This window comes from Geopsychrobacter electrodiphilus DSM 16401, assembly GCF_000384395.1.
GTDB lineage: Bacteria > Desulfobacterota > Desulfuromonadia > Desulfuromonadales > Geopsychrobacteraceae > Geopsychrobacter > Geopsychrobacter electrodiphilus.
This window is the reverse complement of the sequence record NZ_ARWE01000001.1, coordinates 1,268,104-1,293,729: the sequence shown is the minus strand read 5'-3', so window position 1 is coordinate 1,293,729 and position 25,626 is coordinate 1,268,104. Positions and strand designations below refer to the sequence as shown.

The following is a 25,626-nucleotide window of genomic DNA, read 5'->3' as shown; positions in this document are numbered from 1 at the left end:
AAAATTCCCAGATTTGGCAGAAATTCCAGAGGTCCTCACACGGATCTGAAGTGTCAGAAGGACAAGAAAATCATAAAAAGAAAAAAAGAAGGTTAAAGCAGGACAGCGCGTTATTGCGGGCAGAAGAAAATTCCGGGTCGCACGGCGAGAGTGTTGCCTGGCGTACGATGTATACACTCTGGGAGGCGGTGCCGCGGTGGCTAAGAATGGGAATCTTTGCTCAAAATTAAAAGGGCGATCAATCAGAAGTTTTAAAAGGAGGTATTTGAAAAACTGCTTATTGAGATGTGCCAGGTTGTTCAGGCGCGGGGTTGTCAATCCGTATTTGATAGACCCCAACCCCTTTGTTCGCTGCCTGAGACACATAGACCTGTGCGCTCTGCTGATCAAGCACCAGATCATCCGGGACGATCATATCTTCCGGGCGTGAGCCGCGATAGCCAAACTCGCCTAAAAATTCGTAGCCCCTCGAAAAGATCATCACCACCGAGCGTAAGCGATCCGCCACATAGATATTTCCATGGTCATCGCTGGTGACCCCAGATACGACGCCGAATTTTCCCGGCCCACTTCCGGAGACACCGAAGCTGTCCAGGGTTCCGTCCGGTTTTAGAATGAACACAGAAAACAGGGTCGGGACAGTCAAATAGAGACTGCCGTCAACACCGACGCAAAAATCGCTCCCCGAAAGCTCCTGTTCTTTTTTCTTCTTGTCCGGTTCGCGCTTCCGGCCAAGCGCGGTGATCTTGTCACGCAGATCGTAGGCGTGCAGAAAACCGCCGTCCGCGGCAACCTCGACGATGCGTAGTCCTCCGGGTTCAAACAGATAGAATCGCCCGTCACGATATTCGAGCAGCTCCGGTCCAAAATTCCGATAGTCTGGGGGCAGGCCTTTTAATCTCAGGGTGGATTGCAACTCGCCGCGAAAGTTGAGTATCTGCAGACTTTGCGCAGTAAAATTTCGCGGTAAAAGATAGATGTCCCCCGTCTCGGTGACGGCGATGTCCGAAACAGATGCCACTCCTGACTCGTCACTCGTGACAAAGATCTGCATCCCCTGTGCATTATAGATGCGCAGTTCGTTTGACCCGGGGATAAGGGTATAGACCTCATGGTTCTTAGGTTCAATCGCCAGCAAGGCCCACTGAGAAGGCACAACGCCAGAAAAATCCGACAACATATACAGGAAGCTGGCATTCAGCTTAGCGCCCGAACGTTCGCTTTTCTGCAATGGGGTTGCAGGCACATAAGAAGCGCTCAGACTCAAACAAAGGAGGAGTCCGAAGATAATGCTCAATTTATAGCGGAGGATAAAAATATTCATGTAGCAACCAGATTAGCAACCAACATGCCATTTCCCATTATGATCAAATGCCCTGCCAATTCACTGTCTTCTCCAAGGATTATCGTCATTGTTGGTCACTTTTTCCCAGACACGCAAATCTGTATTAACGCACATAAAATTAAATGTGGGAAAATTCCCAAATTTATCTGGTAAAATTCCCACATTGGTTTTCTCGATGAAAACCAGCCCAAGATTTCTGTATCAATCTCTGCGCTGAGTTCGCCGCGTTGAGGGTCTGAATTTAGGACTAATGCCCGAGCTAATAAGTCGCTGGAATTTGGAATCAGGCTGAAACAACAGCATCGGTAGCAAGCGGAAAAAGCTGGAACGACTTTTGCTCTAATCTTTTGACATTCAATTCAATGCAATATAGAGCGACAGGAGCCAATGATGCATGCAGCCCCCTTCAAAATACTGGCTGTCGACGACGAAAAACTCCTCCTCTGGGCGCTGGAGCGCGCCTGCGAAGGCCGAGCCCTCGATATCAAAACGGTCGTTACCACTCAAGAGGCTCTGGCCGAAATTGAACGCTGCCATTATGACCTTTTTCTGCTCGACTTTGACTTGCGCGACCCAAGCCGGTTGGAGCTGCTGAAAGCCATCGACACACGCTGCCCTTATGTGCCGATCATCATCATGACCACAGCCGACATGAAGTCCTGCGAGTTGAACGACGCAGTCAGGGCGGCACGCAAGCATGGCGCCTGGCACCTGATGGAAAAGCCCTTCAGCCTTGACAGAATGCTGAGTTTCATCGAGGTCATTTTTCTGGATCACGGCAAGGTCAAGCTCTGTCTGAACGATCTGGCGCACAATTTTGATAACGAAAAACGCCTGAAATTTCGCCGCTCCCACGTGCAGTCGGTGGAGATTTCGTTTACCTCAATCGTCGACGGGGAACAAAAAAAAAGCTTTACCACAGGGATTCTTACAGATGTCAGTGATTGCGGCCTTGGCCTGCTGACCCACGCGCCGCTGAGGCAGAACCAGGTGATCAATCTTGGTGAATCCATGCACAATCAGAGCGGGATCGTCGCCTGGAGCTGCTGGATGGAAGACCAGACCTGCCGAGTCGGAGTGAGTTTGTACTGAACCCTCGCCTCGTACACAGGTTGTTTAATCCGTTTATTTTTTATTTTAGCTGAACAGATGATCGGAGATTTCAGACACTTTAAAAAGATCACGACTTGGAAAGCCGTTTGGAATGTTTACTTAATCAAGGAGCAGGCAACATGTATACTTGGGGGAATCGCCAGCTTTATTGTATTCTTTTTTTCTGCTGCCTCTGTCTGCTTTTGCAGGGTTGCCAGCAAAGTATGGCTGACCAGCCTCCGAAGCAAAAGCCCCGGACATTTCGTATTGGTCTGAGCCCGGAACTTAATCTATTCGAACAACAAAAACTCTACCAGCCCTTGCTCGACTATCTTTCTTCTGAACTTGGTGCCCATTTCGAAATTGTCAGCCTGCCCGGCTATAGGAACATGCTCGATAATTTCCACAAACTTGCCCTGGATGGAGCCTTTATGGGGAGCTTCAACGGGGAGATGGCGATCGAACAGTTGGGCGCAGAGCCGATAGCGCGACCGCAATACCTTGGGGGGGCGTCAACCTATTACGGCATTGTCTTCGTAAAAAAGGGGAGTGGTATTCGTAATGCCGAAGATATGCGCGGGAAGCGGATGGTGTTCGTCGACCGGGCCACGACCGCTGGATACCTTTTGCCGCTTGATTTTTTTGCTAGCCTCGGCATTGCCGACTATAAAACCTGGTTCCGCGAAAGCTATTTCAGTGGCAGTCATGAAGATTCAATATTGGATGTGCTGAATGGGCAGGCGGACGTCGGTGCGGCCAAAAATACGGTATTTTCACGCATGTCCGCAGCGGACAAACGCATTTCGGAAGGGTTGGAAATTCTTGCGACCTCACCACGTGTCCCGTCCAACTGCCTTATTTTAAGAAAAGACTTCCCCCTTAAGGTTAAGCAACTCCTTAAACAGAGGCTATTAACTTTAAATCAAACGAGCGAGGGGCGCAGTATCCTGACAGCCTTAGGGTTCGAAGCATTTATCGAAACAACTGCCAACGATTATCAACCAGTTCGGGACTACGTAAAAAGTGTCGGTCTGGATCTACCCAGCTTCACCTTTTAGACCCGTTTAATTTCATTTCACGGTCTGACAATTGTTTGTAGTGAAAAACTGGCTTTTTAGCGTAAACAACTAAAGTGGCAACCTCCAGGGTAATAATCCATCTATGAAAAAATACGCCCTGCTCGGGCTCATCCTGATGTTGTGTTGTTTTATCGGTGGCGGGGTCTACATCATCAGCTCAATAAATGATGTCACCGGCAAACTCGAAAAAGTCATCTCATTTCACCGCGTCGAATTTTTGCGTGAAAAACTGATCAACGACATCAAAGTTACCCAGACCGATCTATTGCTGCAGGGCTCTCCCCATGAGTTTGATGTTGAAACAGCCGTTCAGCATGTAAATGCCATGGAGGAAGCGATCAATATCTGCTTTACCTGTCACCACCCACCTGAAACGACCAAACTTTTTACCAAGATGAAAGACAATATCAAAAAATATATGGCCCTGATCAGCAAGTCGTTAACCTTACACGCCGATCAGCCTCGCCTTGAAGCCGCGAAAATGGCGGCCTTTGCCCGCGGCGAAGCCGTCCTTAACGAGGTCAATACCCTGTCAATTGCCTCTGCTGATAAAATTTCGAGCCGGATTGATACTATCCGCGCTGATATTCACGCGACCAACACCTTTCTGATTGCCTGCGTCATTCTGGGTCCACTTGCGATTATTTTTATTACGGTTTTTTTCCTCAGGCGCTTCACGGGCTCAATTGACACCCTGGTGGAAGCCACTCGGGAACTCGAAGCGGGTGATCTGGAATACCGCATTAAAACTCCGCTGAAAAATGAGTTCAAGACTCTGGCAAGCCGGTTTAACAGCATGGTCGACTCGCTCAATACTGAGCGTCAAAAGTTTGAATCGGTACACACCCTCTATCAGACCCTGTTTGAAAGCGCCGGCGATGCCATCATGATTACCAGCCTGGAAGGAGCATCTCTGGGCCGGATCGTTTCTGCCAACACCGCAGCCTGCAACTTACATGGATATTCTATCAATGAAATATTGGGGATGAATATTGTCAAGCTGGTTCCGGAGCATAAGGAAGAACGTTTCAGAGAGAGGATGAAAGCGGCATTAAACGGGGAATGGACCCACTTGCGAGCCAAGAGAAAAAAGAAGAACGGCACCCTTTTTCCCGTCGACCTGAGTCTCGGCATGTTTCAACTGGACAAGCAGAAATACCTGTTGACCTTCTGCAAGGATATCAGTGAAACCTTGCAGGCCGAAGAAGAGCTGCAGCGCGCCAACCAGATGGCACTGGTGGGCCAGATGGCGGCGGGTCTGGCCCATGAGATTAAAAACCCTCTCGCCGGGGTCAAGGTGTCGCTGGATGTTTTGTCCGATGAACTGGAGCTGAAAGCCGAGGATAAAGATCTCTTTGCCAGGATCATCAACGAAATCAACCGGATGGAACGCTTACTCAAAAGCCTGCTTAACTACGCCCGGCCACCCATGCCTCAATTTGATCGGGTCGACCTCAACCAGCTGCTCGACAGTTCGATCAAAAATGTGGAAGTAACCGCGGCGAACGGAGCGCATAAAAAGATTTTGTTCGTTACCGATTTAGATCACGAGCTGCCACAAGTCGAAGCTGACCCTTCGCAATTGCAACAGGTCTTTCTGAATATCTACCTCAACGCGATTGATGCCATGGAGGACGGTGGCACGATTACCACGCTGACCCGCCTGGAGGGAGCAGAGGCTGTCCGGATTCAAATTTCGGATACCGGCAAGGGGCTGCCTGAAGCCGTACGTGAAAAACTCTTTACCCCCTTCTTCACCACGAAAAGCAAGGGGACCGGATTGGGTCTGGCCATCTGCAAACGACTTGTCGAGCAACATGGCGGCCGGATTGAAGTGGAGAGCCGAGTTGAAGAAGGTACGGATTTTGTCTGTTTCATCCCGCTGGTACAAAAATTCAGGGAGTAATCTATGAGTAACCATGGACGGATTTTTCTGGTTGATGATGATGAACTGATCATCTCCATGCTGGCCCGCTCGCTGCAGAAGGAGGGGTATGAAACCCATATGCTGAATTCTGCGGTTCAGGCGGTAGAAAAAATCTGCTCCTGGCAACCCCATGCCCTGTTACTGGATGTCGATCTGGGGGATGGTCCGAGCGGACTGGACCTGTTGGAGATGCTGCAGAAAGAGGAGATCGATTTCCCGGTGGTCATGTTAACCGCTGATGATTCGGCCGAGTCAGCGGTCAGGGCGATGCGTCATGGCGCGGCGGACTACCTTAACAAGCCGTTCAACATTGAAGAGGTCAAAATTGTTCTCAAGAAACTGTTGGCCAATTCCCGGCTTAAAAATGAAGTTCGCTACCTTAAAGAGTCATCCACCGCAGTTCTCGGCAGAACCTTTATCGGCGCGTCTCCCGCCATTCAGACCGTGCTTAAGAATACCCGAAAGATGGCAGAAGCCGGGGTGTCCTCGGTTCTGATCACCGGTAAATCCGGATCAGGAAAAGAGGTTCTGGCGCGTAATTTTCACCATTGGCGGTTCGGAAGTCAAAATGACTATGACAGCATCCCCTATATTGCCATCAACTGTACCGCTCTACCGGAAACCCTGATCGAAGGGGAGCTATTTGGTCACGTCAAAGGGGCTTTCACCGATGCCAAGACCGACAAGAAGGGCGTTTTCGAGCTGGCTGACGGCGGTACTCTATTGCTGGACGAGATCGGGGATATGCGCCTCGAGCTACAGGGGAAGCTCTTGCGCGCCCTCGAAGAACGGACAGTACGCCGCATTGGTGGCAAGGTCGACCAGCCGGTCGACGTCACGATCATCGCCTGCACCAATCGGGACCTCAAAAAAGCCGTCGAAGATGGCGCCTTTCGCGAAGATCTCTATTATCGACTGAATTCCTTTGCCATCCACATCCCACCGCTCAATGAAAGGGAAGAGGATGTTGTCGTGCTGGCCAGGCATTTTTTAAACGTATTTGCCGGGAAATACTCAAAAAAACCGGTCAAAAGTATCTCTAATGAAGCGGAAACACTGCTCAAAAACTATCCCTGGCCAGGCAATGTCCGCGAGCTGCGCAATGTCATAGAGAGGTGTGTCGTCATGGAAAACATGGAGACCCTGTCCGTGAACTGTCTGCCCCTCGACCTGGGCGGCAAAGAACAGCGGGTGAGAGAAAAACGTAAGAACTTTCAGATCATACTGCCGGAGAACGGTGTATCGCTGATAGACGTTGAGCGGGAATTAATGCGACTCGCGCTCGAACGAACCAGGAACAATATGACCCAGTCGGCCAAACTGCTAAAGGTCAGTTATGACACTTTCAGATATCAGGCCAAAAAATACGACCTGCTCTGACCCTTTTGGACCAGCATTATTCAAAACCCTTTTCCTATTCCCCACCCCTAAGCCCAGGATATACGCTGGGAACTCACCCATCTGGGCGGCCAGTCATTCTTTATAAACGAAAAAGGTCAGGGTTAAATCGACGACCTCTCTCAATCAACGCTATAATCGAACAACATGCCCAACATTTTATGAGGTTTATATGCTCAAATTTTGCGTGATCCTTTTTTCCTGTCTGTTGTTTCTCCCCTCCCCGCTCTGGGCTCTGGATCTTCAGACGCTGGTGCGCAAGGTGGAACAGCAATACATGGGCCGCTCATCGAAATCGCGTATGGAGATGAATATCCACTCCAAGCACTGGCAACGCTCACTAGTGATGGACGCCTGGTCCTTAGGTCGTGATCATTTTCTGGTGCGGATTATCGAGCCGGCCAAGGAGCGGGACGTCACGACACTGAAGGTCGACAGGGAGGTCTGGAACTATCTTCCCAAGGTCGACCGAGTGATCAAGGTGCCGCCGTCGATGATGGGTGGCGCCTGGATGGGGAGTCATCTCACCAATGATGATCTGGTCAAGGCCAACAAGATTGACGAGGACTACAATCTGAAGCTGCTGGAGGAGACCAAAGACCATCTGCTGATCGAATGCCTGCCCAAACCCGAAGCGGCGGTGGTCTGGGGTAAAATCATCTATGAAATCCTGTTGCCGCTCGAAGTTCCGGGTACGGTCGCCTACTTCGATGAAGAGATGGTCCGGGTGCGTGACCTGGTGTTCGATGAGGTGCAACAGATTGATGGACGCAACATCCCGCTGCGCATGACGATTCAGCCCGTGGATGAGCCCCTGGAGCGGACCGTCATCCGCTATTCAGCCATCGACTTCAATATCCCGCTCACGGAGAGCTTCTTCTCCCTGCGCAACCTGAAACGCTAGCGCCATGCTGCTGCGACTCGCCTCCAGAAATCTGTGGCGCAATCGGCGCCGCACCCTCCTGACCCTCTCAGCCATGATCGTTTCTCTAGCCCTCCTGAGCCTCTCTCTCGGGGTTTTCTCCGGTATGCTGGTTGATATCCTCGCTTCGACCACCGAACAATATTACGGCCATATCGTCATCAGCGCCGAGGGCTACCTGGATGACCACGATATGTATAACAACTTTTCGGCCGATCAACCTTTGCTGACAAAACTGGCGCAGGATGAAGCGGTCATCGGGGTCAGTGAACGTGTTCGTGGCTTCGGGCTGGTTTCTCACGCCGACAGCAGCTACCCGGCCGAACTGCTGGGCATTCGCCCCGCACAGGAGATACACGTAACCACGCTGCAGCAACAGCTCACACAGGGGAGCTACCTGACCGAGGATGACCCCAACGGTGCAGTCCTCGGCGCAGGCCTCGCGCAAAAACTCGGAGTCAAGCCAGGGGATGAATTGATAATTGTCACGCAGGCGGCCGACGGTTCGATCGGCAACGATCTGCTCCAGGTTCGCGGCATCTTCCGCACCGGGAACAACGGACACGACAACAGCCTGGTGCTGGTGCCCCAACGCTGGTTGCAGCGGCTGATGGCGCTGAACGGTAAAATCCACGAAATCGCCCTCGCGGTCAACGATCCGCTGCGCGCAGCCGACCAGCTTAAGCGGATCTCGGCCTTGCTGCCTGCAGGGTTAGTGGCGACCGACTGGGGGAAACTGCTCCCCGAAATGCGCGAAGCGATCGCCTCGTTTGACGTCAGCCGTTTTATTTTCGTGGTCATCCTCTACTTCGCCACCGGGCTCGGCATATTGAACACGGTATTCATGTCAGTGATGGAGAGATCCCGGGAATTCGGGATTTTGATGGCGATCGGCCTGCGCCCGGGGCAGGTACGCAGTCTGGTGCTGCTCGAGTCACTGCTGCTCGGTCTGCTCGGCGCCAGCCTCGGCCTGGCGCTCGGCCTGCTGCTCAGCCTCTACATGTCGAGAATCGGCATCGACCTGTCGTCCTGGATTACACCGGTCACTTATGCCGGCGGCACTATTCAGCCGCGCCTGAAGGCGATCTTTGAACAGCGCAACTTTATTGACCCCGCGTATATGCTGCTGATCGTTTCACTGCTGGCCGGATTTTTACCAGCCCGGCGCGCGGCCAAGCTGCTGCCGGTCGAAGCACTCAGGGAGGACTAAAGATGGAGACCCTGCTGCTGGCCTGGCGTAATACCTGGCGCAACCGGCGCCGCACCCTGATCACCATTCTGGCCATGAGCTTCAGCCTGATGCTGGTTCAGGCCTTTCACAACCTCTCCTTCGGTGTCTATGCCCAGATGGTCGACAGCGGCGTGCGCGCAGGCTCCGGCCATATTGCCGTCTACCGTGGTAACTATGCCAGCTCGCGGGACGATCACCTCTTTTGGGACAAGGGAGATCTGGACCAGAAAATTGCCAAACTGGAGGGGGTCAAGGCGGTGCTCCCGCGGCTCTATCTTCCGGCGCTCGCGCAATCAAGTCGCGAGAGCCGGGGAATCATGCTGACCGGGATCGACCCGGTGGCCGAAAATGCCATCAACCCGTTACTCAAAAATATTGATGCCCCTGCACTGATCAAATCACTAGACGGCCGCGACGCCCTGCTCGGCAGCCGGCTGTTAACCGAGCTGAAATTGAAGATCGGCAACAAGTTTGTCGTCACCGCACAGGGGCCGCATGGGGAACTGATCAGTGAACTCCTGCGCATCCGGGGCGTCATCACCTCGGGGATCCGCGAAGTCGACGGCTCGCTGGTGATGGTCGGGCTCAAACGCGCGGCGTCCATAACCGGCGATCCGGATGCTATCCATGAACTCGCGGTTATTCTTGAAAATCCGAAACTGGAGAAGCGCTTGCTGCCGCTCGTGGCCGGGACCCTGCCCCCCGATTCTGACCTGAAAGCCGTCAGCTGGCAGGTCGCCATGGCCAACCTGGCCAACGCGATCAAACTCGATCACGCCAGCCAGGAATTTATCTTTGTGGTGATCGTACTGATCGTGACCATCGGCGTAGTCAACACCCTGCTGATGGCGGTCATGGAACGGATTCGAGAATTCGGGGTTATCCTGGCCGTGGGGGCCACACCGGGAAGATTAAGAATCATGGTCATGACCGAAGCCCTGCTGCTCGGCACGGTTTCGATGCTGCTCGGCAACCTGCTCGGCGCCCTGGCGACCTGGTATCTGGCCGATGTCGGCATCGACCTGCGCGACTTCATCCCCGACACCATGGAGTTTGGCGGCGTGGTTTTTGATCCGGTCATGCGCGCAAGCTGGGATATAGCTTACATGCTGCAGATGTCGCTCTATATTCTGGTGTTGTCCTTAGTCGCCTCACTCTATCCGGCCGCCAAGGCCGCGCGCATAGCGCCAGCTGCGGCCATGCGTCATCACTAATGGCGTCGCAAGAAGTCCGCCCAACTGCGTTACCGCATATTTTCAGGACCTTGACATACGATCGTATGCCTGCGCCCCCAAAAATCCACGGCGCCTTGTTGGACGAAATTTTTGCTTAGCCATTGGCTTAAGAAAGAGAACTGATATGTCCCTGATCAGCCTGCGCAACCTGAGCAAAATCTACCCGACCGGCAACCAGCAGATAGCCGCCATTCAGGGGTTGAATCTCGAGATCAAGGCCGGTGAATTTGCCGTGCTCGCCGGACCGTCGGGCAGCGGCAAAACCACGGTCCTGAATATCGTCGGGGCCCTTGATCGGCCGACGGAAGGAGCTGTCAGTGTGGATGGTGTCAGCTACCAGGAGATGAGCGCAAAACAACTCGCGGAGTTTCGACTCAGGCGGATCGGGTTCATCTTCCAGTCCTACAACCTGATTCCGGTTTTGACCGCTGCCGAAAATGCCGAGTTCACCCTGATGCTCCAGGGAGTTCCGGCGGTGGAGCGCCGCAAAAAAATTGAGCTGATTTTTGCCCAGCTCGGCATCGCCGGTCTTGAATCACGGCGGCCGAACGATCTATCCGGTGGCCAACAGCAGCGCGTCGCCATCGCCCGGGCGATCGCCGCCCAACCGGCGGTGATCCTGGCCGACGAACCGACCGCCAATCTCGATTCACATACCGCCGAGGAGCTGTTGCACCTGATGCGCAGGTTGAACCGGGAACAGGGGACGACCTTCCTCTTCAGTTCGCACGACCCGCTTGTGATCGCCTGCGCCGAGCGCGTGATCAGTCTGCGCGATGGTCAACTCGAAAGCGACATGCGCCAGGACGCACGATGATCAGAGTTCTCCTTCTGCTGCTCCTGTGGCTACAGTGGGTTCAACCCGTCTTCGCTGGCCTGATACAAAACCCGGAAGTCAGCGGTCATCTGAAAACATTTGACCTGAGCTATATGCATCCGCCCGGGACGCCTCTGGCCGATGGTTTTTTCTCCGCCAACGATCTGCGCCTGCAATGGAAAGGCAACCTGAACGCCGCAACGGAACTTGAATTCGCGGTCGATAACCTGCTGCTCTACAGCGATCATCCGTCCCAGTTAGCACTTCCACTGGATTCGCCCAACCAAAGGGTCAGCCTGTCGCAAGACTGGAACCGCGGGGAGAACTGGTCAAACCGCCTCGGCATTGATCGCCTCGCCCTGAAAGGTCGTTCGACTCTTTTCGACTGGTCTGTGGGGCGTCAGGCGATCGGCTTCGGCCGGATTGTGCTGTTTTCACCGCTGGATGTGGTCGCACCGTTTGCGCCGGATTCCCTGGACACGGATACCCGACCGGGGGTCGATGCCCTGCGCGCGGTGCATTATTTCGGCCTCGGCGGTCAGGTCGGCGGGACCATCGTGCTCGGGAGTCAGCCGGACAACAACAGCTACCTGCTGACTCTTTCCAAAAACCAGTCCGGCATCGACCTGCTCGGTATCGGTGGAAGCCTGCGGGAGCGTAGGTTACTCGGGATCGGGCTGGCGGGGAGTCTCGGCCCTCTCGGCATCAAAGGTGAGATCACCCATTATCAGGGCAAAGAGACCGCCTTTCCCGCAGGGGATCTGCATGACGACTTCGCCATCGGGGCCGTGGAGCTCTGGTATCGATTTGACAGTGGAATCGTGCTGCTCACTGAGTATCTGTACAACGGCGCCGGTGGGAACAGTCCGAACGACTACCCCGCGACAGCCGCCTCAGCGGCGTTCCGCGAAGGCATCTCCCCGCTACTCGGACAGCAATATCTGCTGCTCGCCCCCTCCTGGGAGGTTCACCCGCTGCTGACCCTCTCGGGACTGATGATCAGGAATCTCAAAGACAATTCTATGCTCTTGCGCCCGCAGGCACAGATTTCCCTCAACGACAATATAAACCTGGAGCTTTTTTACAGCTTCAATTTTGGCGCGAAATCACGTGTTCTGGTGCCATCAATTTCCATCCCCCAATCAGAGTTCGGTGCAGCGGGTGACAGCGGAGGCTTACTGTTGCGCTGGTATTTTTAAAATATTAGTTTTGCTTTATATAATTCTCCGATTTATGATGCACATGAGAGGTCAATAACCTCATCTGAGCCGTGTTCTCACGGGCCACCCTTTGAAATGAAAAGGGGAACTACCCCATGCTTGCTATCGCTGTTCGCCTGTTTTTTGTAACCTTTCTTGCGCTCCTGCCTCAATGGTCTTGCGCTGCATCAGAGCGCATTCGCGTGGTGATGGACGACAATTACCCCCCGTACGTCTTTAAGAATGAAAATGGCAAGCTCAAAGGGATCACCATCGATCAATGGCACCTTTGGGAGCAAAAAACCGGCATTCCCGTCGAGATTGTTGCCACCGATTGGGCCGAAGCGCAAAGACGCATGCAGGCTGGTGAATTCGACGTTATCGACACAATTTTCCAAAACGAAAAGCGTGAAAAAATTTACAACTTCACTCCGGCTTACGCCGATCTGCCGGTTCCGCTTTTTGTACACCGCGACATCTCCGGAATCCGTGGAGTACAAGATCTGAGTAGTTTTGTGGTGGCAGTCAAAAGCGGTGGCGCCGTCATCGATTATCTGGAGAAACATGGCGTAACCAACATTGTTCAATATTCCAGTTATGAAAAAATCATAGAAGCCGCCAGGGACGGTAAGGTTAAGATTTTTACCGAAGAACGCGCCCCGGCGATCTACTTCATGACGAAACTCGGAATTCTGGATCAATTTCATGAGACGCAACCGATGTATTCTGGCCAGTTTCATCGCGCCATTTCAAGACAGAATCCCCAACTACTGAAGCTCGTCGAGGAGGGTTTTGCCCGAATAACTCCTGCCGAATATAAAGCGATCGATAAACTCTGGATGGGCACCGTGCTGACGAATTCCCTCTACGTTCGCTACGCTTGGCATTTTGCGTTAGGTGCCACCGTGTTTCTGGCCTTATTCGCTGTCTGGTTGTGGGTCTTGCGTCGTGTGGTCAAACAAAAGACCAGAGAGCTTGCTGAAAGTATGCATACTTATCGCTCTCTGGTGGAAAATATCCCGCTCGGGATCACCCTGATTGATAAGAATTTTAAAATTCAAATGGTCAACCGCAGGCAGGCCGAAATGTTTGAACATCCTGCGGAGTGGTTTGTCGGGCGCAGTTGTTTCCATGAATTTGAAAAAAGAGATGAACCCTGCGACCACTGTCCAGGTATCCTCGCCATGACCAACGGCGAGGTCACGCAGGTTGAATCAGAAGGTGTTACAAATAATGGCAAAAAATTTCAGGTCATGCTCCGTGCAGTTCCCCTGTTTGGGCTGGATGGAGCTTCAAACGGATTTATTGAGGTGGTGGATGATATCAGCGAGCAGAAGGCCCTGATCAGCAACCTTAAGGATCGTGAAGCAGAGCTTCGCGTGCTGTTTGAATCGTCTCAGGCCGGGATTATTATGGTCGATCTGTTCGGAGTGATCGTCACCGCGAACCACCGGATGGCTGAAATGTTCGGCTATGACCTGCAAGAGATTATCGGCAACAAATATGCGGGGCTAATCCACCCCGACCAGCGTGACAACGGTGATGAACGCATGCGCCAGTTAATTCGAGGGGAAATAGATCATGTCGCTGTCGAGCGCCACTATGTCCGGCGTGACGGCAGTGATTTGTGGGGTTACCTGTCCGGCCGCCGTTACGTAGATGCGGAAGGGACGCCTATCGGACTGGTGGGTCACATCACGGATATTTCAGAGTTGAAAACAGCGCGCGACAATCAGCAACGCCTGCTTCAACGGTTGCAAGTCTACTTTGACAGAATGCCGACGGGTTGCATTGTTTGGGACCGAGAATTTCGTGTAATTGAATGGAACCCGGCTGCCGAACAGATATTTGGTTATTCTGCCGCTGAAGCCCTCGGCAGGGCAGGATCGGATTTTATCATTCCAGCAACGGCCAAGCCCATGATCTCGGAACTCTGGCAGGACCTGCTCCAAGGAAAGACATTTATACAGAGTACCAACCAAAATCTCACCCGAGATGGCCGCATTATTGAGTGCGAGTGGTTCAACACTCCTCTCCTCGATACAGAGGGGAAAACAAACCAGGTCTTGGCAATCGTTCAAGACATCACCGACCGCAAACTTGCTGAAGATAAACGCCTGCACCTCGAACGACAACTCCTCCACACCCAGAAACTGGAAAGTCTGGGGGTGCTGGCCGGCGGCATTGCTCACGACTTCAACAACCTGCTGGCTGCGATCATTGGCAACGCCGAACTCGGACTGAGACGCCTTAATCCTGAGTCTCCAGCGGTCAACAACCTGCAGCGCATTGAACAGGCTGCAGAGCGAGCAGCGGATCTGGCCAGGCAGATGCTCGCCTATTCAGGCAAGGGGAAGTTTGTGATTGAGAATATCGACCTGAATCATCTGCTTGAAGAGATGCTGCATATGCTTGAGGTATCCATCTCCAAAAAGGCCGTGCTCCGTTTCAATCTGCATCGACCCCTCCCCTCAGTCGAAGTCGACGCCACCCAGATGCACCAGATCATCATGAACCTGGTGATCAACGCCTCAGAAGCCATTGGTGATAAAAGCGGGGTCATCGCTGTCACCACCGGCTGCATGGACTGCGACGACAGCTATTTGAAAGATGTCTGGCTCAATGAAAACCTGAGCTTTGGGCTCTACGTTTACCTGGAAATCTCCGACACCGGTTGTGGCATGAACAAGCAGACCCTTGCCAAGCTCTTTGATCCCTTTTTCACTACCAAATTCACCGGTCGGGGGTTAGGGATGTCCGCGGTCCTCGGTATTGTGCGCGGCCACCACGGGGCGATCAAGGTCTACAGTGAACCCGGCAAAGGAACCAGTTTCAAGATTCTGCTCCCCGCCCATAATCGACCGGCTGAATTGTTTAACGAAAAGGCGGTTCCAGACCAATGGAAGGGTTCGGGCAAGGTTCTGTTGGTGGATGATGAAGAGACAGTGCGCGGGATCGGCAGCGACATGCTTCAGGAGCTGGGTTTTGCGGTAGTCACGGCAACTGATGGGCGAGACGCCCTGGTAAAGTTCAAAGAGAATCCTGACACGATCTGTGTCGTCCTGGATCTTACCATGCCGCATATGGACGGAGAGCAATGTTTTCGCGAGTTGAAGAAGCTCAATCCGCAGATCAAGGTGATCATGAGCAGCGGCTACAACGAGCAGGAAGTCACCCAGAAGTTCATCGGCAAGGGTCTGGCGGGGTTTATTCAAAAACCCTATAAACTGTCGACACTCAGAGAAATTCTCAGCGGAGCCAGGTAAAAGTTAGCTGCCCTGACCCCACAAAGCCAACTTGACAGCTCATAGATCTTTGCTATTAATGAAAACAGATCTACCTAGTCTCGAAACGCCCAACTTCCCGTGAGGGGAGCGCGGAAAGCACCGGGTCTTAACTACGAAACGACAACAAGACGGCTGAGCTACCGAAGGATATCTCTATCTTTGGGAACTCGGCTGTTTTTATTTGGTGTGGCTTGATTTTTGTGGTGCGCATGCTGATTGACAGATGATTCTACCCTGATGAGGTAACGAAAAAGTCCATTTTTACGAGATCCCATTCTTCCCAAGACGTTTCAAACTTTTAACAGCAGGGAGGTTCGTATGTACCGATTATTCTTTCGGCTGATGATGACTTGGCGGACTGCGACAACTCTTGGCGCCCTGCTGTTGCTCTTTTCTGCCCTGGCTCACTCGGCGTCAATCCTTGAAGGGGAACGCATGACCCCCGTCCCAGGGAAAGAGGGGATGGTGGTCACCAGCCACTTCCTCGCCACCGAATCGGCTCTGGAGGTCCTGAAAATGGGCGGCAATGCCATCGACGCCGCAGTCACGGCAGCTTTTTCCCTGGCGGTCACCCAGCCCCGTTCCGGGAACATTGGAGGAGGAGGTTTTATGCTGATCTCTTCTGAAAAACGGGACGAGGTCGTCGCCATCGATTATCGCGAAAAGGCGCCGAACAAGGCGAGCGTTGACATGTTCCTTGACGCTAAAGGCGACGCCGACACTGAGGTGTCGCGCTATTCGCACCTGTCGGCAGGAGTTCCAGGGACAGTTGCTGGCCTCGCCCTTGCGTTGCAGAAATATGGCACCATCAGCCTGGCGGAGGCCATGGCGCCTGCGATCAAACTTGCGGAGCAGGGTTTCATTGTCACGCCGCGTTTTAGTGAAGGACTAAAAGAAAAGGAGAAGATGCTGAAGAAGTGGGATTCGACCCGCAAAGTATTCTACAAGGCGGACGGCGGCTTCTACGAACCGGGCGAGCTCTTTATCCAGAAAGATCTCGCCGCTACCCTGAAACGCATCGCAGAACATGGTGCGCAGGAGTTTTACACCGGCAAGACGGCTGAGCTGATGGCCGCCGAAATGGCGAAGCATGGCGGGTTGATCAGCCGCGGGGATATGAAAAATTATACTCCCGTCATCAGAAAACCGGTGCATGGCACCTATCGCGGCTACGATATCTACTCGATGTCACCCCCTAGCTCGGGCGGGGTGCACGTGGTGGAGATTCTCAATATCCTTGAAGGTTATCCCATCGCGGAATATGGTCACAATTCGGCCCAGACGATTCACCTGATGGCCGAGGCGATGAAGCTGGCCTACGCCGACCGCTCCCTCTATCTGGGCGATGCGGACTTCGTCAAGGTCCCCCTGAAAGGGCTCACCTCCAAAGATTACGCTGCGTCCTTGCGCAAAGAGATCGACCCGGCCAAAGCGACCCCGAGCTCCAGGATCAGGCCCGGCGCCCCCCTCCCCTACGAGAGCAATGAAACCACCCATTTCTCCATCGTCGACAAGTTCGGCAATGCGGTCTCAAACACCTATACCATTAACTTCAGCTATGGCTCAGGGATTGTGGTCGAGGGCGCGGGCTTTTTATTGAATAACGAGATGGATGATTTTTCAGCCAAGCCCGGCGTTCCTAACGCCTATGGCCTGATCGGTGGCGAAGCGAACAAGATTGAACCGAACAAGCGCATGCTCAGCTCGATGTCGCCGACCATTGTCAAACAAAACGGGAAAAACTTTCTGGTAACAGGCAGCCCGGGCGGCTCGCGGATTATCACCACGACCCTGCAGGTCATCATGAACGTCATCGATCACGGTCTGAATATCCAGAGCGCGGTTGCCGCACCCAGAGTCCACCATCAGTGGCTCCCGGACGAGCTGCGCATCGAAGAAGGGATCAGCCCTGATACCATCAGGATCCTTCAAGAGGAGGGGTACCAGGTCAAACAAAAAAGTGCGATGGGTGCCATTCAATCGGTTCTGATTAAAGGCGGTATGATGTATGGCGCTGCCGATCCACGCCGTTCGACCGCACTTGCGGCAGGACTATGATCAGCAGGGACGGGAAAGTCTTGATTATTGAGTTTGAATGATCTGGCGCAAAACCTCAGTGCTCTGCAAAGATTCAGGCTGACCGCTTATTTCATCCCTGGCAGTTTTCACAAAAATATGTCGACCGCTGCCCAAGTGTCACCTGTTGAATTGTCCCATCACACTGCAGACAGCCCATCCCTTTACGCCCGTATACCTGTAACTGCTGTTTGAAATAACCCGGCCTGCCATCACTCTGGCGAAAATCCTTGAGGGTCGTGCCGCCAGCGATAATCGCCTCGGCAAGAATCGCCTGAATGCACCGCAACAGCGTGATCGACTCTTGACGTTTGATCCTCCCGGCCTTGCGGCGCGGATCAATCCCCGCAGCAAAGAGCGCTTCGCTGGCGTAGATGTTTCCCACCCCGACCAATACCTTCTGATCCATGATGAAATTCTTGATCGCCAGGTTGCGTTTGCGGGAACGAGTGAACAGATAATCTTCAGGCAGGTCAGTCTCCAGCGGTTCGGGGCCAAGATGCTGCAACAGCGAATGGAGATTAGGATCACCCTGAAGGTAAAGGAGCAGCCCGAACCGGCGGGTATCGTTGAAACGCAGCAGCTGACCGTCATCCAAGCGCAAATCGACATGATCATGTTTTGCGATGGGAGCCTCCGATTTGACCAGGCGCAAAACTCCACTCATGCCAAGATGCAGCAGCAGTGTCCCCTTATCCAGCTTGAATAAAAGGTATTTGGCACGGCGGGAGATGGCGTGGATCACCTGTCCGCCAAGTAACATCTCCAGTTGAGGATCAAGCGGCAGACGCAACCTCGGCACGCGGCAGATGACCCCGACGATACGCCGGCCACAGATCTGTGGTTCAAGGCCGCGCCTGACAGTTTCGACCTCGGGAAGTTCAGGCATAATTAATTCCGGGCTGACTTAAAATCTGATTTTTGGCGATTGATGATCGAAATGGACAAAGTCGAGCGCGGCGAACTCGCCCTGATAATCTTCGGTACTCAATTTCTGCGCCGAATGATAACGCCAACCAAGGTCGGTCGGGATGACCAGGACCAACTCATACAAAATCTGAACTTCGCTGCCGAGATCAAAACGCAGGATGCAGATAATTTCGACGCCCTCGGGTGTCACACGACTGGCGCCGACATCGGCGTCGTAAAGCCGCAGGTCAGAAAGGGTTTGAACGGCAAATTCACGGTAGCTGTTCAGCGTAGGAAACTGCTCAAGAAACGGCGCGCGTGGGTGGTAGCTGGCATAAAGCAGGGAGAAGTTTTGTTCTTTAAGGGCGGCAAAACGCACGCGGATCAAATCTTCAGCGGTCAAATCGAGGGTCAGTTCAGGATGCGCCATCGCCTAGTCCTTCAAGCGTGGGTCAAGGGCGTCACGAATCCCTTCACCGAGCAGGTTATAGCCAAGCACCGTGATCAAAATCGCCAGTCCGGGAAAAACTGAAAGCCACCAGGCATAACCGAGGGTCTGTTTGCCGGCGATCAGCATATTCCCCCAGGAGGGTGTCGGCGGTTGCACGCCGATGCCGAGAAACGACAGCGCGCTCTCGGTGAGAATCGCTCCGGCGATGCCAAGGGTTGCCGAAACCAGCACCGGCGACAGGGCGTTAGGGAGCATATGGCGAAAGATCAGACGCAGATCGTTGGCGCCAACGGCTCTCGCCGCCAGCACAAATTCACGCTCGCGCAAGCTTAAGAATTCGGCCCGCACCAAGCGCGCGACCCCCATCCAGCTGGTAATACCGATGACGACCATGATGTTCCAGATGGACGGGTTCAAAAAGGCGATCACCGCCAGAATCAGAAAAAAGGTCGGGAAACAGAGCATGATATCAACAAACCGCATCACCAGGGCATCAACCCAGCCCCCATAAAAACCGGCCAGTGAGCCGACCAGAATCCCTAACATGGTCGAGATCCCGACCGCGACAAACCCGACCAGCAGCGAGATGCGCGCGCCGTAGATCATACGCAGGAGCACATCGCGCCCCAGATCATCGGTTCCGAGCAGGTGAGCGCCGCTGGGTGACAGGAGTGCCTGCTTGATATTAATCGCCGCCGGATCGCCCGGCAACACTGCCGCCAACCCGGCAAGCAGAAACATCAATAACACGATAAGCCCACCGAACAGGGCCATACGGTTATGTTTCAGCTGCCCCCAAACGACCTGAATCCAGAATGATTTCTTTTTCACCAACAGTTTCCCAGTCTACTTCAGGTAGTCAGCATCCCGATCAGAGAGCACACCCTTGCGCAGTAACAGAGCGATCAAACGGTCCAGGCGATCTCCGGCATGAGCACTCTTATCGATTTTTCGTTCAACAGGCGGCGACAAAATTTCGATCTGTTTATCCCACGGCGGCGCAACGGAGTGAGTTCCCGGCCGGCCGGCGGGGAAATGCCGATTCAGGGCGGTTTCAATATCAACCTCAGGCGCAACAACGGGCTGAATCCGGCTACCGACCACAAACTGCAGGTCATCGATCAGGGTCAGGTTAGTCGGGTCGGTCATCGCCACGACCAGCACCCGCGATCTCCCCTGTGACTGCCACTCAACCGGCACGACCATATTTTCGTAAAGTTTAGCCACCGGGATCGTGTTTAACGCATCAGGTGGGATTTGCAATTGTTCCAGATCGACCCGTACGATATTTTCCTGATCATCAAGAAACGTCAAAATCGTCTCTTCGGCGATGTAACCAAGCTTCACCAACGCACTGCCGATACGGCCACCGACATTGCGTTGAAACGAAAGACCGGACTCCAGTTGAAACTTGTCAATCAACCCCGCTTCCAGCAGCATCTCACCTAATTTAGTCGTTCTCCCCATTCTCTCTTCCCCCATTGACGCACACTGTTAGTTACTGTTTCTGATGCGTGGATCAGCCAGCGCATAAGAGATGTCAGCCAGCATATTGCCGACCAGAGTCAGGACCGCCCCGATCACAAGAACTCCCATAATAAGAGGGTAATCGCGCATCATGACCCCGTCATAAAAAAGTTTCCCCATCCCAGGGATCGCAAAGATCGTCTCAAAGATAACACTCCCTCCGATCAGACCCGGCACCGAAAGACCAAGGATGGTGATAACCGGCAGCAGGGCATTGCGCAGGGCGTGTTTATAAATAACCACCCGCTCCGAGAGCCCCTTGGCGCGCGCGGTCATGATGTAATCCTGACGGATGACATCAAGCATGTTCGAACGCATGTAGCGTGAGAACCCGGCCAGTCCGCCAATCGCAGCGATGAAAACCGGCAACAGCAGATGTGAAATCCGATCGAACAACTGACCCGACAGACTCATATATTCGTAACCCAAGGATTTCAAGCCGGAAACCGGCAGCACCCCGAGGCGCACCCCCATCCAGTCCATCATGAGCAGAGCCAACCAGAAAGAGGGCATAGCGAAGCCGACAAACACCAGCACTGTCGTCGCGCGATCAAAAAAACTATTGCGCCTGACCGCAGAGATAACCCCCAACGGAAGTGCAAGCACCAGAATCACCCCCAGCGACAGCACATTAAGCAGGATCGTCACCGGCAAACGCTCGGCAATTTTACTCAACACCGGCCGATTATCCTGAGCGAAGGAATTCCCGAAATCTAGCCGCACCATCCGCCCGAGCCAAAGCAGATACTGCTCTGGAAGGGGTTTATCCAGGCCATACTGTTTATGCAGTTTAACCTGCAGGTCCGAACTGGCCTGCGGGTTCATCTGGGTCTGCATATCGGTCGGCTCGCCGGGAGCCAGATGAATCACCATAAAGGAGATCAGAGTGATCCCGATCAAGAGCGGGATCATCATCAGTAAACGGCGTAAAATGTAACGATACATAGGCAATCCGATGTGAAACGCCAAGATCTCTCAGCGACTGAACTTCTGACGTCCTTTTGGCACATACCACTTGTTGAAATTATAGCGGATTCCGGCGGCCGTCGGTTTAATTCCATGAAAACGTCTGGCGACGGCTGGCAAGGCTTCTGGCACAAACAAAAACGTATAGGGCTGATCTTCGGCAAGAATCTCCTGAAAGCGGTCATAAACCTGCTTGCGTTTCGCCTGATCAAAGATCCGCCGACCCTTCTCGAGCAGGGCGTCGACCTCGGGGTTTTTATAACCAATAAAATTCAGCTCACGCGGGCCGGTCTTACTCGAATGCCAGATTTCATATTGATCAGGCTCGGGGCTGCCACTCCAGCCGAGGATCGTCGCATCAAAATTACCGGGGTTAATGAACTCCTTGAGAAATGTTGCCCATTCGATCACCCGCAATTTGACATCGACCCCGACCTCTTTGAAGCGCCGTTGAATGATCTCGCCGGCCTTGCTGCGCAAATCATTCCCCTGATTGGTAACGATCGTAAACGAAAATGCAGCCCCCTGTTTGTCGAGAATACCATCACCATCGCTGTCGACCCATCCGGCCTCGGCCAGAAGTTGCCGGGCTTTTTCGGGGTTATAGGGGTAACGTTTCACATTGGGGTTATAAACCCAGGCATCGGCCTTATACGGACCGGTGGCCGCCTTACCATAACCGAGCAGGACGCCGTCGATGATCTCCTGTTTATCAATAGCATAAGCCAGTGCCTGTCTCACCCGCCGATCCTGAAACATGGGCCGTTTCAAATTGTAACCCAGATAGGTATAGCCGAAGGAGAGATAGCGATACTTATTAAACAACCGCTGAAACGCCGGAGTATCGGTCTGACGATCATATTGCAGGGGGGAGAGGCTCATAAAATCAAGTCCGCCGGTCTGCAATTCAAGAAACTGGGTGGAGGTGTCGGGGATAATGCGAAAGACAAAACGCTTAATGTACGGACTCCCCTCAAAGTAATCGCGATTCGCCTCGAGTACGATCTTCTCCCCGCCCTGCCATTCGACAAAATGATAAGGACCGGTCCCGACCGGATGACGGGCCAGGGTACTCTCGGTGATCTTCTTTCCTTCGAGCAAGTGTTTGGGGAGTACCGACATTCCCCAACTCATCAACGCCGGGGCATAGGGCTGCTCATAGGTGACGCGAAAGGTGAAATCGTCAGGAGTTTCTGCCTTTTTAACCTGCCGATAAGATTCGGCGTAGGCGGTCGGGGTCTCCGGATCCACATAGAGCTGGTAGGTATACAGCACATCGGCAGAGGTAAACGGGGCGCCATCATGCCACTTGACCCCATGTCGCAAATGGAAGGTGATAGTCAGGTTGTCGGTAGAAATCTCCCAACTCTCAGCCAGATCGCCTACGACTTGCAGGTTCCCGTCATAGCGAACAAGACCATTGTAAACCAGACCATTGATCTCACTGGAGGCACTGTCAGAGGCCAGAATCGGCAACAGGGTAGAGGCATCGCCGATTGACCCTTCAATAAAGGTGTCGCCGAAGGCGGGCGTTTTATCGGCCGAGGTTTCCAGACCGGACATTGGATCGGTCTGGGTGCAGGCCGCCAGACTCACAAAGAACAGCAAACACAACCATCGCATCACCCTTCCCCTTTTGTGTTCAGGCCGGGCAATTCAAGAGGGGTCGCGTTCGCCGGGAAAGAAAGCTGAAAACGCCCGGCCTTGGCCGGGACGTTCAATCTGACCTCAGACAGAGTGACCGTCAAACTGGTCTCTTGTTTTGGCATTTCAATCTGGATACGGCGCGGAAAGCCATCGGCTGGATTCTGCTTGTCGTAATTTACAATCAAGAAAGGTTCATTAAGCGAAAGGTAAATTCCTCGTCGCAGCTGAAGTTGGCGGTCAAAAAAGAACTGCTGCTGACGATCTCCATTGGTCAGACGCAGCAGGTATCGATCATCACTTACCTCGACCGCGGCGGTCTGATACGCCTGTGTCGGGGGATCGTACAGCAACAGGCGCACTAAATCGACCACTCCGAGCGGCACACGGGTAAAACGCGCCAGCAACTCATCGCTGGCCGGGCCGCGATAATATTGACCCGGTGCTGAGGTGTTGAGAAAAACCTGCAGCTCGCCCTGATCAACCGCCAACTGCAGGGCCAGCTGGTTAAAGAGTGACAGCACGTCAAGCCTGAGTCGATCGGGCTTTTCCAGTAACAAGAAATCCTGGGTTGACATGTATTTCCCGTGCTGGTCTAGAGCGATTTTCGCGGCGGCATCTAACTGCTGCCAGCGCTCATTATTCCTTGCGAGGCTTCGCAACAAGACCTCAGCCTCGGGAGCGGGCGGCAACTGAATTTTGGGGCCAGCACAACCGACCAGCAGCAGATTCAGCAGCAAACTGGAAATAATAAATTTCATCGAAGTGAATGATCCTTCAACAGCTGCTGTAATTTCCTCTCCACCGAGGCAGAGGTCTTATTGAGTTCAAGGACTTTGCGATAGGTCTTTTCAGCTTCGGCCCAGAGTTTTTGAGCCACGAGGATATCACCTAGATGTTCCAGAATCAGCGGGTCCCGCGAATCCAGTGCGACCGCTTTATCCAAATTCTCGCGTGCGTCAGTATAGCGTTCCATACGGTAATAGATCCAGCCGAGGGTGTCATAGATATAACTGGACTTCTTCTGCTCAAGCGCTAATTTGGCCTGCGCCAGGGCTTGCTCCAGATTTTCACCCTGTTCAGCGTAGTGATAAGCAATAAAATTCAGCGCATCCGCATTCTGTGGATCGAGGGTCAGGACCATTTGCATTTCGGCCAACGCCTGCGGATGATCATCCATCCGTTCGTAGATGACTCCCAACTGATAATGGAGCCGTGACTCCTGGGGAAATAATTTCAATCCTGCGCGCACTGTCTGGCCGGCCGCAGCGTAACGACCGACCTCCCCCAAAAAAGAAGAGAGGTAATAATAGACGTCGACACCCTGACTTCCACCGTCAACGGCCTGTTGAAGAATTTGGATCCCCTGTTCGAGGTCGCCTTCTGCGCGGTAGAGATAACCCAGTTGCAACACGGCTTCAGAATAAATATCAGAAGTTTTGGGGATCCGTTTCAGGGCGGCCAGGGCGTCCGCATTGCGTTGTTGTCCGATGAGCGCCAATCCCAGAGAATAAAGTGCGCGCGGCAGATCGGGTTGCACGTCGAGAATCTGACGAAAGGTCTCTTCGGCACCCTGATAGTCTTCGCGGCTGAGTTGTAACAATCCCATCCGATTCAGAATTTGAAGATCTTCCGGCCGTTGGCGATGGGCCTGTTGCAGCAGAGTGAGGGCTTCATCATAACGCTCCTGCAAAATCAAAATACGCGCCAATTGTCGGTAGACCGCCAGAAGTTCGGGATTGTCTTTGATACTTTCGCGGTAGAGCGTAATCGCCTCACCGACCTGCTGTTCTTTTTCCAGCAGCTGGCCCAACTCGAGTATCGTCTGCAATTGCCCTGGCCGACGGACCAGCAGGTCACGATAGGTTTTGATCGCTTCGTCGGTCTGCCGTCCTTCACGCTGCAAACGCGCCAGAGTCAAACGACCTGCTACAGAATCAGGGTTCAACGCAAGCAACTCCCTGGTCGCAGCGAGCGCACGCGGCAGATCTTTTTGCAGGTCATAAACCGCGATCAGGCGCAGGCGGATGTTTTCGTTGCCGGGGTCAAGCTGCAAAACTCGAGTATAGGCCTGTACCGCATCGGCATAGCGTTCCTGATAGGACCGCAACTCCCCCAGGAGCGCCCAGCCGGTTGAATTTTCCGGATGATCGGCCAGCAGGGTTTCAAGTGCCTCCCCGCCTTCAACAAACTGTTGATTGTGAAGATAGGCCTTGGCCAAGGTCATCCTCAGCCATTCTGATTGTGGGTCGAATGACTGGGCGCGTTCCAGAGCAGAGATCGCCTCATCCCAACGATTCTCAACAATCAGCAAACGGAACTGAGCATAGCCAAAAAAGGCTTTGGCCTCGGGCAGATCAATCTCCGAGAGGTAGGGGCGGCGCAGGCCGGCAGTCCCCGGGTTCGGAGGCGTAATAAGTGAAACGCAACCGCTCAAAAGAGACAACCCGAGCAGCAAAATGGATATCAATGACATGTCATTCCTCTATCAGATGAACCTAGGCGGAGATTGGAACCAGAG

At 53.3% G+C, this 25,626-nt stretch carries 20 protein-coding genes and 1 riboswitch; of the genes, 11 read left to right on the top strand and 9 right to left on the bottom strand.

Translation table 11 applies throughout. From position 1 onward, the window contains the following. Window positions 1-277: 277 nt before the first annotated feature. Window positions 278-1,324 carry an NHL repeat-containing protein gene (locus D888_RS0106130; RefSeq protein WP_020675666.1) on the bottom strand — a complete coding sequence of 349 codons (1,047 nt, stop codon included), beginning with the start codon at window positions 1,322-1,324 and terminating at the stop codon, window positions 278-280. Window positions 1,325-1,732: 408 nt separating this feature from the next. Between D888_RS0106130 and D888_RS0106125 the strand changes: the two genes are divergently transcribed. The 11 genes from D888_RS0106125 to ggt all read left to right on the top strand — a co-directional run bounded on the left by D888_RS0106125 (window position 1,733) and on the right by ggt (window position 17,590). Continuing rightward, on the top strand, window positions 1,733-2,437 hold the full coding sequence (locus D888_RS0106125) for a response regulator (protein WP_083928785.1): 705 nt from the start codon (window positions 1,733-1,735) through the stop codon (window positions 2,435-2,437). Between the two features lie 140 nt (window positions 2,438-2,577). Next, a complete protein-coding gene (locus D888_RS0106120) occupies window positions 2,578-3,495 on the top strand; it encodes a phosphate/phosphite/phosphonate ABC transporter substrate-binding protein (protein WP_020675664.1) in 918 nt (305 codons plus the stop codon). 103 nt (window positions 3,496-3,598) lie between these two features. Continuing rightward, a complete protein-coding gene (locus D888_RS0106115; protein ID WP_020675663.1) occupies window positions 3,599-5,422 on the top strand; it encodes an ATP-binding protein in 1,824 nt (607 codons plus the stop codon). 3 nt (window positions 5,423-5,425) lie between these two features. Then, window positions 5,426-6,823, top strand: a complete 1,398-nt coding sequence (locus tag D888_RS0106110) for a sigma-54-dependent transcriptional regulator (protein ID WP_020675662.1) — start codon at window positions 5,426-5,428, stop codon at window positions 6,821-6,823. A gap of 190 nt (window positions 6,824-7,013) precedes the next feature. Further along, window positions 7,014-7,745, top strand: a complete 732-nt coding sequence (locus tag D888_RS0106105; protein ID WP_020675661.1) for an outer membrane lipoprotein-sorting protein — start codon at window positions 7,014-7,016, stop codon at window positions 7,743-7,745. 4 nt (window positions 7,746-7,749) lie between these two features. Then, the gene (locus D888_RS0106100) at window positions 7,750-8,973 is read left to right on the top strand and encodes an ABC transporter permease (RefSeq protein WP_020675660.1); all 1,224 of its coding nucleotides are present in this window, start codon (window positions 7,750-7,752) and stop codon (window positions 8,971-8,973) included. Between the two features lie 2 nt (window positions 8,974-8,975). After that, the gene (locus D888_RS0106095; protein WP_020675659.1) at window positions 8,976-10,208 is read left to right on the top strand and encodes an ABC transporter permease; all 1,233 of its coding nucleotides are present in this window, start codon (window positions 8,976-8,978) and stop codon (window positions 10,206-10,208) included. A 145-nt stretch (window positions 10,209-10,353) separates the two neighbouring features. Beyond that, on the top strand, window positions 10,354-11,046 hold the full coding sequence (locus tag D888_RS0106090) for an ABC transporter ATP-binding protein (RefSeq protein ID WP_020675658.1): 693 nt from the start codon (window positions 10,354-10,356) through the stop codon (window positions 11,044-11,046). After that, the gene (locus D888_RS0106085) at window positions 11,043-12,245 is read left to right on the top strand and encodes a hypothetical protein (RefSeq protein ID WP_020675657.1); all 1,203 of its coding nucleotides are present in this window, start codon (window positions 11,043-11,045) and stop codon (window positions 12,243-12,245) included. Before D888_RS0106090 ends, D888_RS0106085 begins: the two co-directional genes overlap by 4 nt. 116 nt (window positions 12,246-12,361) lie before the next feature. Then, the gene (locus D888_RS22950; RefSeq protein ID WP_020675656.1) at window positions 12,362-15,511 is read left to right on the top strand and encodes a PAS domain S-box protein; all 3,150 of its coding nucleotides are present in this window, start codon (window positions 12,362-12,364) and stop codon (window positions 15,509-15,511) included. A 77-nt stretch (window positions 15,512-15,588) separates the two neighbouring features. Beyond that, window positions 15,589-15,677: riboswitch (cyclic di-GMP riboswitch) on the top strand. 173 nt (window positions 15,678-15,850) lie between these two features. Next, complete coding sequence (gene ggt, locus D888_RS0106075) at window positions 15,851-17,590, top strand: gamma-glutamyltransferase (protein WP_020675655.1); 1,740 nt, start codon at window positions 15,851-15,853, stop codon at window positions 17,588-17,590. A 91-nt stretch (window positions 17,591-17,681) separates the two neighbouring features. Here the strand turns inward: ggt and mutM are convergent, their stop codons facing one another. From mutM to D888_RS0106035, 8 genes are read right to left on the bottom strand one after another with little or no spacing between them, the layout of a single operon-like run. Next, entirely contained in the window at window positions 17,682-18,497 is an 816-nt protein-coding gene (gene mutM, locus D888_RS0106070) for a bifunctional DNA-formamidopyrimidine glycosylase/DNA-(apurinic or apyrimidinic site) lyase (RefSeq protein ID WP_020675654.1), read from the bottom strand. An 18-nt stretch (window positions 18,498-18,515) separates the two neighbouring features. After that, window positions 18,516-18,947 carry a hypothetical protein gene (locus D888_RS0106065; RefSeq protein ID WP_020675653.1) on the bottom strand — a complete coding sequence of 144 codons (432 nt, stop codon included), beginning with the start codon at window positions 18,945-18,947 and terminating at the stop codon, window positions 18,516-18,518. Window positions 18,948-18,950: 3 nt separating this feature from the next. Next, window positions 18,951-19,799, bottom strand: a complete 849-nt coding sequence (locus D888_RS0106060; protein WP_020675652.1) for an ABC transporter permease — start codon at window positions 19,797-19,799, stop codon at window positions 18,951-18,953. A gap of 15 nt (window positions 19,800-19,814) precedes the next feature. After that, window positions 19,815-20,435, bottom strand: a complete 621-nt coding sequence (locus D888_RS0106055; protein WP_026362242.1) for a GspE/PulE/PilB domain-containing protein — start codon at window positions 20,433-20,435, stop codon at window positions 19,815-19,817. Window positions 20,436-20,462: 27 nt separating this feature from the next. After that, window positions 20,463-21,440: an ABC transporter permease gene (locus D888_RS0106050; RefSeq protein ID WP_020675650.1), complete on the bottom strand. Its 978-nt coding sequence runs from the start codon at window positions 21,438-21,440 to the stop codon at window positions 20,463-20,465. 30 nt (window positions 21,441-21,470) lie between these two features. After that, window positions 21,471-23,084 (bottom strand): peptide-binding protein, encoded by a 1,614-nt coding sequence (locus tag D888_RS0106045; protein ID WP_020675649.1) that lies wholly within the window; start codon window positions 23,082-23,084, stop codon window positions 21,471-21,473. After that, entirely contained in the window at window positions 23,084-23,866 is a 783-nt protein-coding gene (locus D888_RS0106040; RefSeq protein WP_020675648.1) for a DUF4292 domain-containing protein, read from the bottom strand. The genes D888_RS0106045 and D888_RS0106040 overlap by 1 nt, the downstream gene beginning before the upstream one ends. Next, window positions 23,863-25,581, bottom strand: coding sequence for a tetratricopeptide repeat protein (locus tag D888_RS0106035; protein WP_020675647.1), 1,719 nt, complete (start codon window positions 25,579-25,581; stop codon window positions 23,863-23,865). The genes D888_RS0106040 and D888_RS0106035 overlap by 4 nt, the downstream gene beginning before the upstream one ends. Between the last annotated feature and the right edge of the window lie 45 nt (window positions 25,582-25,626).

Excerpts from the sequence above, each read along its gene's own strand:
- D888_RS0106120 (WP_020675664.1), top strand. The coding sequence starts at position 2,578 with ATGTATACTTGGGGGAATCGCCAGCTTTATTGTATTCTTTTTTTCTGC.
- D888_RS0106050 (WP_020675650.1), bottom strand. The coding sequence starts at position 21,440 with ATGTATCGTTACATTTTACGCCGTTTACTGATGATGATCCCGCTCTTG.
- D888_RS0106105 (WP_020675661.1), top strand. The coding sequence starts at position 7,014 with ATGCTCAAATTTTGCGTGATCCTTTTTTCCTGTCTGTTGTTTCTCCCC.
- mutM (WP_020675654.1), bottom strand. The coding sequence starts at position 18,497 with ATGCCTGAACTTCCCGAGGTCGAAACTGTCAGGCGCGGCCTTGAACCA.
- D888_RS0106085 (WP_020675657.1), top strand. The coding sequence starts at position 11,043 with ATGATCAGAGTTCTCCTTCTGCTGCTCCTGTGGCTACAGTGGGTTCAA.
- ggt (WP_020675655.1), top strand. The coding sequence starts at position 15,851 with ATGTACCGATTATTCTTTCGGCTGATGATGACTTGGCGGACTGCGACA.
- D888_RS0106110 (WP_020675662.1), top strand. The coding sequence starts at position 5,426 with ATGAGTAACCATGGACGGATTTTTCTGGTTGATGATGATGAACTGATC.
- D888_RS22950 (WP_020675656.1), top strand. The coding sequence starts at position 12,362 with ATGCTTGCTATCGCTGTTCGCCTGTTTTTTGTAACCTTTCTTGCGCTC.
- D888_RS0106115 (WP_020675663.1), top strand. The coding sequence starts at position 3,599 with ATGAAAAAATACGCCCTGCTCGGGCTCATCCTGATGTTGTGTTGTTTT.
- D888_RS0106040 (WP_020675648.1), bottom strand. The coding sequence starts at position 23,866 with ATGAAATTTATTATTTCCAGTTTGCTGCTGAATCTGCTGCTGGTCGGT.
- D888_RS0106130 (WP_020675666.1), bottom strand. The coding sequence starts at position 1,324 with ATGAATATTTTTATCCTCCGCTATAAATTGAGCATTATCTTCGGACTC.
- D888_RS0106125 (WP_083928785.1), top strand. The coding sequence starts at position 1,733 with ATGATGCATGCAGCCCCCTTCAAAATACTGGCTGTCGACGACGAAAAA.
- D888_RS0106055 (WP_026362242.1), bottom strand. The coding sequence starts at position 20,435 with ATGGGGAGAACGACTAAATTAGGTGAGATGCTGCTGGAAGCGGGGTTG.
- D888_RS0106045 (WP_020675649.1), bottom strand. The coding sequence starts at position 23,084 with ATGCGATGGTTGTGTTTGCTGTTCTTTGTGAGTCTGGCGGCCTGCACC.
- D888_RS0106035 (WP_020675647.1), bottom strand. The coding sequence starts at position 25,581 with ATGTCATTGATATCCATTTTGCTGCTCGGGTTGTCTCTTTTGAGCGGT.
- D888_RS0106090 (WP_020675658.1), top strand. The coding sequence starts at position 10,354 with ATGTCCCTGATCAGCCTGCGCAACCTGAGCAAAATCTACCCGACCGGC.
- D888_RS0106065 (WP_020675653.1), bottom strand. The coding sequence starts at position 18,947 with ATGGCGCATCCTGAACTGACCCTCGATTTGACCGCTGAAGATTTGATC.
- D888_RS0106095 (WP_020675659.1), top strand. The coding sequence starts at position 8,976 with ATGGAGACCCTGCTGCTGGCCTGGCGTAATACCTGGCGCAACCGGCGC.
- D888_RS0106100 (WP_020675660.1), top strand. The coding sequence starts at position 7,750 with ATGCTGCTGCGACTCGCCTCCAGAAATCTGTGGCGCAATCGGCGCCGC.